This window comes from Gordonia sp. YY1, from assembly GCF_009872315.1.
Lineage (GTDB): Bacteria > Actinomycetota > Actinomycetes > Mycobacteriales > Mycobacteriaceae > Gordonia > Gordonia amicalis.
This window is the reverse complement of record NZ_WXYI01000039.1, coordinates 1-6,397: the sequence shown is the minus strand read 5'-3', so window position 1 is coordinate 6,397 and position 6,397 is coordinate 1. Positions and strand designations below refer to the sequence as shown.

Below are 6,397 nucleotides of genomic sequence, written 5' to 3'. Positions count from 1 at the left end.
GCGTTAGTCGAGTAACGCCGGACGCTGACGGGGTGAAAGTTGTCGACGCTTTCCGGGTTGAATCCTACGCTGAAGTTATTGATGCAAAATTCCGCTACCCGTTAACGGCCATGCTTTACGTTGAGTTCGATAGCGACCTGCTCCAAAATCAGATCCCTACTATCTCACTCAAAAAGAAATGGAAGATTATTCAGGTTCCGAGAAACTACGATCCGATTAATCGCACGTACTCCGGAACGTGGGACGGTGTTTTCAAGTGAGCGTGGAGCAATAACCCGGCCTGGGTTCTTTATGATCTGATCATGAATCAGCGCTATGGTTTAGACCAGCGTGAGTTAGGAATCCCGGTTGATAAGTGGTCGCTGTATGAGGTGGCGCAATATTGTGATGAACTTGTTCCTGACAATCGCGGCGGGATGGAACCGCGCTATTTGATGGATGTAGTTGTTCAGTCGCAGGTTGAGGCGTTCCAGTTGGTAAGGGATATTTGTTCCGCGTTCCGTGGAATGACGTTCTACAACGGTGAAAGCCTATCGATTATCGTCGATAAGCCGCGCGATCCTGTGTACCTGTTTACGGCTGATAACGTCGTTGATGGCGTTTTCGTTAGGACGTTCCCAAGCGAAAAGACGATGTATACGTCGTGCAACGTCATGTTCGACGACGAAGAAAACCAGTACGAACAGGATGTTGAACCAGTATTCAACCCTGACGCAGCCATGCGGTTCGGCCACAACCCGACCAGCATTACAGCGATCGGATGCACCAGAAGGACGGAGGCGAACCGCCGTGGGCGTTGGATTCTGCAAACGAACCTAAGCGCCACAACCGTTTCGTTTTCTACTGGTCTGGAAGGTATGATTCCTTCTTGCGGCGATGTAATTTACGTGGGAGGTCCGCACCGGCAATCGGCCTTTAACCTGGTGCTATCAGGCCGCGTTATGGAGGTGTCTGGCGTGCAGGTGTTCCTGGCCTACCGCTGCGACGCGAAGGCTGGCGACACTCTGATCCTTAATACCGACGACGGAAAGCCTGTGCGCCGCACAATCGCCAGCGTTTCGGCGGACGGTAAAACCCTAACGCTAAACGTGGGATTTAATTTTGACGTTGCGCCGGACAGCGTATTCCTGATCGAGAGCGATCAGCTTGCAGCGGAACAGTATGTAGTAACCCGGATTGAAAAGGGTAGTGATGACGACGAATTCACCTTTGCCATCACGGCTACGCAGTACAACCCGAACAAGTATGACGCGATCGACAACGGAGTAATTACCGATAGCCGACCAACTTCGGGTGTCGACCCGGAGTCAATGGGCGCTCCGAAAGACTTAACGATTAGCTCGTTTTCTCGCATTGTTCAGGGAATGATCGTCGACACGATGGTGATCGGCTGGTCTGCCGTGCAGTATGCAAAACTGTACGAGGTGCAATGGCGCAAGGATGGCGGTAACTGGAACAACGTCCCGCGCACCGCGACAACGCAGGTTGATATCGAAGGCATCTATGCTGGCGAGTATCAGGCCCGCGTGAGGTGCATTAGCGGCGGGAATGTAGCTTCTCCGTGGTCTGCGTTGGCAACCGCCACACTGACCGGGAAAGTCGGAGCGCCAAAAGGCCCGATTAACCTGTTTGCGTCGGACGATGAGATCTTTGGCATTCGCGTTAAGTGGGCCATGCCTGAAGGTGCGGAAGACACGGCATACATTGAACTTTACCAGTCGCAAAGCGGAACCGATCAGGATGCAAGCCTGCTTACCCTGATTCCTTACCCGGCCTCTGAATACTGGCATTCAATTTTGCCCGCTGGCTACGTGAACTTCTACAAAGCCAGAAGTGTAGACCGTATCGGCAACGTTTCAGCATGGACTGATTACGCTCGCGGCATGTCGTCTACTGACGTTAACGCCATCACGGATGTGATCCTGGATGAGATCCTCGACAGCGACGCGATGAAAGAACTTCATGAGAGTGCGCAGGATAGCGCGGCAAAACTCAATGAATACGCGAACAGTATCATTCAAAACGCATTAGCGAATGATGGCGATGTTAGAATAATGAGAAAGGAGAATGGCAAGAGGAAAGCTGAAATTAAACGCGCAGAAGTTCTCATAGCAAATGAGACGGAAGCCAGGGTGCAGCAGGTTAACCAGATCTCGGCAGAGTTCAACGAAAACCTCAATGCTGGATTAACTCAAGTTAACGAGGCACTAGCCAATGAAACTGAGGCGCGCGTTACTTCCGAGGAGGCTCTATCAGCAAGGATTGGCCAGAACTCCGCAGCGCTAGATCAGAAACTCGACTCATGGGCTGACGTTAATGGAGTTGGCTCCATGTATACAATGAAGCTATGACTGTCGTACAACGGGCAGGAATACACTTCCGGGATGGCTCTACAACTTGCCGCGCAAGGTGACAACGTTGTTTCTCAAGTTCTGTTTATTGCTGATAGATTCGCTATCATCCGAAATGCGGAGTCTGGAGCGTACACTTTGCCGTTTGTTGTGCAGAATGACCAGGTTTTCATGAATAACGCGCTCATTCAGGATGGTTCGATTACCAACGCGAAGATCGGCAACCTTATTCAGTCCAACAACTATGTTTCAGGTAGTCGAGGATGGTCAATAGACAAAAACGGGAATGCTGAGTTCAGCGGCGTAACTGTAAGGGGGCACATTGAGGCTGATAGCGGTTCATTTCATGGCACCATCGACGCAACCGACGGGATATTCCGCGGCTCGGTTGAAGCAAATAGTTTTGTGGGAGATATCGCGGCAATGGGGCCATTCCCGACGAGAGTTGGGTCGGCATGGAAATCACGCGTCGTGCACCATGATTCAAGTGAAAAAGGAGGGAAAAACTACGCAATTCTCGGACTAATTCGCTGGGATGCTGGCGACAAGACTGGCTCGGTTATCGTTGAGTGTTATGTTAATGGCGTAAGGGTATCTTCTCAAACGTATAATGGCAGAGATGCAGGGGAATCAACACGTGCTCGCCTAACTGCTGTAGGTGTTGCGACGGGCATCAACACGAAGGATACTTTGGTTGAGATTGTCGTAAGTGGGACTGGCACCAGCACCCTTGAGGCTGGTTACTGCATTATGTCTCGAGGCTCCGGATCGTGGAAGGTGGTAGCATAAAGCAATTCACCACCACGCTCTTGGTGATATTATTTTATCAGAGAGAGGGCATACATATCGGCGTACAGAAAAGGAAATAGAATAGTAGTCTAGTGACAAAAGCGCCCGGCTGGGCGCTTTATTTTAATGTGAATAATAGATGTGGAAAAGGGGCCGAATGGCCCCTTTTTCTTATGTTGTATTGATATACTTATATTTCATATCGCAAAAATGTGATGTTTTTTTCGTCAACTCCTGTTTTTTCGGCCTGCGCTAACCGTTGCAGGCCATAGCTGGTGTGAATCGTTACATATGCCATTATTGTGGCCTCATGTTTCGCAATTATCCCCCGCAAAAAGCGGGGCATTATAAATAGTTAAAACTATTCTTTAATGCAGTTTCAGCCTGAACCAATAAATTATCTAATCCGTTATGGTTGAAAGAATACGTGATAATTCCCTCACCAATATCATCAGATTTTACGCTGAACTGCACTTCCGCAACCCCTGCGTCCACCGAATTCACAATAATGGCCTCATATGTGACGTTCAGTGTTTCACTATTAGCGGATTTTACTATGCCAAGTTCAGGATAATTCTTAACAACTGAACACTGCTTTGATACTGTAAATGACATTTTTTTATCCTTACGCGATTGCACGCGAGTAAATTTTAGCGGTTGTACTACCCTCAGCAACTGAAGAAAAAGCACAAGAATAGTGGTTTAGGATATAAGCAAGGCCAAGACCGCTTATATTCGATCCCTGAATTATGTTCATATTTGATAATGAGCATGAATTCAGCGATAGTTTTACCACACCAGCCCGCTGAGCGGGAGACACCAAGAACGGTTTATAAGTGGCGTCACTTCCTGATATCGTACAGTTATCAAATGAAACCCCACAGTCACCATAAACATAAACCAGAGCGCCAAATGCAATGGCTGCGGCACTTGTTGATGAGGATAGCGTTAGAGTAATATTCAAATTTTTGAATGAAATCCTTCCGTCCTTAACCCCAACTCCTGATAGCCAGCCAGAATCTTCACCAATAACCAAAGTTGGCTTGGTTGTTGCATCACCAATAACCTGAATGTCAAAATTCTCAAAAAACCTTCTGTTTGGCCCTAAGCCATCTGAGTAGTATTTAGTTGTTGTTACCGTATTACCAGCAGCAATATAAATTCTGTTTTTATAATTAGGTTGGCAGCGAAGTAACGCCTCCTGCAATGTCTTAACTGGATAGCTTGAGCTATACCCGTTATAACTGTCATTACCTGATTCCGATATGTAAATATCACAATAACCAGAAAACTGAGAGTAACAGTTAAAAATAACCTTGTTAGGGTACTTAATTTTCATCCTGGTTCGCATATCGCCAGCGTGTTTTACAACCAACTTACTGGAGCCAGGACAGTCATATGGGTCAACAGTCTGGCTATAGTAGTTAGTATTGGTCATGTCAATACTTGCCGAGTTTGCAGGAGACCCTGACAAAAACACCATGCGTGTGGTGGCTGCTGCCCCTTTGTTATTGTAAAAATAACCAGGTGTCATGCTCATTACGCACTCCATGAGGGCGTAGCATTCTTCCTCTATATTCTCAAAGTAAGTTCCGTGCTCAGAACCGCCCTGGCATCTGTGAAGCCTATAGCCATTTTGAGAATTTTCTAGTGTGCAATCCTTAAAATGTGGTGACGACCATGAGCCAGCAACACAAGCTGTCCAGGCTTGTCTTGTCGGATAGCCGTAGAAATCAGGGAAATCAGTAAACCAAGACAGTGGGTTTGGCCCTTGTGTAGTCTGGAAATAGCAGTTATCAAACAGCCAGGTCGTAACGTTATTCCTCATTGTCAGAGCAATTGTTGCAGTCCTGAAAATGCAATCCCTGAATGCACCATTCCACGTACAGGTGAGGTTCGCCCCAACTGCTGCTTTGGTTGTAATGCGGCCACAGATGCTCTTGAGTACGCCACCATGTGTGAGGCGTAAATTGAAAATCCCCTTCAGGGAAGTGTTGGCCCCAGCAACAACGGAGAAATTCTCCAATAGTAACCCAGGGCAGCGAGTAACTTCTCGCCTGTCGCTCGCACTAGCAGAATATGAATCAACCTTTGCCGTGTGCGTACCTGTTTGATCAAGGTTTAGTGATTCAAATGCATAGCCATCCTGCATGGAAAAATCTGGTATGAACTTTGTGAAATTATTCGTTGGGTCACCCAAATAAGATTGTGCAATTCCACTCATTCGGAGATAAGGCGGAATTAGCATAGTTCTGGTGAAACGATACCGACCTGGTAGCATCAAATAGTATTTAACAGTTGCCCCACTAGAATCAGTATCAGAAACATTCCCTTGCCACACGAAATCAACACAAGCATTCATTGCGGCTTGCAATGCATCAGAATCGTCAGCAACACCATCGCCAACAGCACCAAACATTTCTGGCGTTACCCATTTAATAGCGTCATCTAGTGTTCCGCCATCAGGCAAGCCAATCTTGCTGGCCCCAGAAGGTTGAGCAAGAACCACCAGCGTTGACTGTTCGCCAGCATCATTGATGATCTGCTGCGTCTGTTCTCTTGCAGTCTCCGCTGCAACCTCTGAATTTTTTGCCGCGTTTTCAGACGCTTTGGCGTTGGTCTCTGAAGTTTTTGCGGAGCTTTCAGACGCCGCCGCAGCCGTAGCGCTTGCTTCCGCGGATTCAGAGTCTTCCTTAATTTGGTTAGCAATATTTTGCAGGGAATCGAAATCAAAGTTCTTAAAGAACTCGACCGCATCCGCAATTACGGTTTCTTGCGACTGATAGTAGCGCAAGGTTTCCGCAACATCTTGCGCCAGACCATCAACGGTCAGCGAGTCGCTTAACAGTATCGCGTAGTCAGTAGACGCTACGACAGCGCCGTTTGTGGTGATGGCTTTAATTTCAGTGTCGCTTACCACCTTGTTTACGACTGCCATTTGAATTGGAGACGACAAAAACATAATAGTAGCGCCTGGGCGAATCAGCGAAAGCGATGATTGCCACTTTGTGCCAGTCCCGGTAACTGTTCCGTCTGCGGCCATAGCCGCCTTACCTTCTCTGTATAGTGCCATGCCTTTAGTCCTCTATGGTTGGTTGAGTAACGCAGATAATAGCATCAATGAACAGAAAAGAAAAGGAGATTTTAGGATCGTTTAGTTGTTAAATCGGAAAGGGAAAGCATCATGGAAGTCCATTCCAGAATTCACGCCGCCGATTTGCGGATTAGGAGCTTGCTGGGGCATCAGATGTTGAGGC

At 47.6% G+C, this 6,397-nt stretch carries 5 protein-coding genes; 3 read left to right on the top strand and 2 right to left on the bottom strand.

The window, feature by feature from the left end; genetic code table 11:
* From BPODLACK_RS23360 to BPODLACK_RS23355, 3 genes are all read left to right on the top strand, one after another.
* Nucleotides 1–260 (top strand): hypothetical protein (locus BPODLACK_RS23360; protein WP_236577757.1); only part of this gene is annotated, 260 nt, incomplete at its 5' end.
* A 42-nt stretch (nucleotides 261–302) separates the two neighbouring features.
* Nucleotides 303–2,351 carry a host specificity protein J gene (locus tag BPODLACK_RS22860; RefSeq protein WP_201450643.1) on the top strand — a complete coding sequence of 683 codons (2,049 nt, stop codon included), beginning with the start codon at nucleotides 303–305 and terminating at the stop codon, nucleotides 2,349–2,351.
* Nucleotides 2,352–3,140 (top strand): phage tail tip fiber protein, encoded by a 789-nt coding sequence (locus tag BPODLACK_RS23355; protein WP_268895984.1) that lies wholly within the window; start codon nucleotides 2,352–2,354, stop codon nucleotides 3,138–3,140. It begins immediately after the preceding gene.
* Between the two features lie 345 nt (nucleotides 3,141–3,485).
* On the opposite strand, the gene BPODLACK_RS22855 is transcribed toward BPODLACK_RS23355, so the two are convergent.
* Together BPODLACK_RS22855 and BPODLACK_RS23350 are read right to left on the bottom strand one after the other, a co-directional pair.
* Nucleotides 3,486–3,779 carry a hypothetical protein gene (locus BPODLACK_RS22855; protein ID WP_159406301.1) on the bottom strand — a complete coding sequence of 98 codons (294 nt, stop codon included), beginning with the start codon at nucleotides 3,777–3,779 and terminating at the stop codon, nucleotides 3,486–3,488.
* On the bottom strand, nucleotides 3,766–6,213 hold the full coding sequence (locus tag BPODLACK_RS23350) for a hypothetical protein (protein WP_201450641.1): 2,448 nt from the start codon (nucleotides 6,211–6,213) through the stop codon (nucleotides 3,766–3,768). The genes BPODLACK_RS22855 and BPODLACK_RS23350 overlap by 14 nt, the downstream gene beginning before the upstream one ends.
* Nucleotides 6,214–6,397: the final 184 nt, after the last annotated feature.

Coding starts and splice junctions, on each gene's coding strand:
- BPODLACK_RS23350 (WP_201450641.1), bottom strand. CDS start 6,213: ATGGCACTATACAGAGAAGGTAAGGCGGCTATGGCCGCAGACGGAACA.
- BPODLACK_RS22860 (WP_201450643.1), top strand. CDS start 303: ATGAATCAGCGCTATGGTTTAGACCAGCGTGAGTTAGGAATCCCGGTT.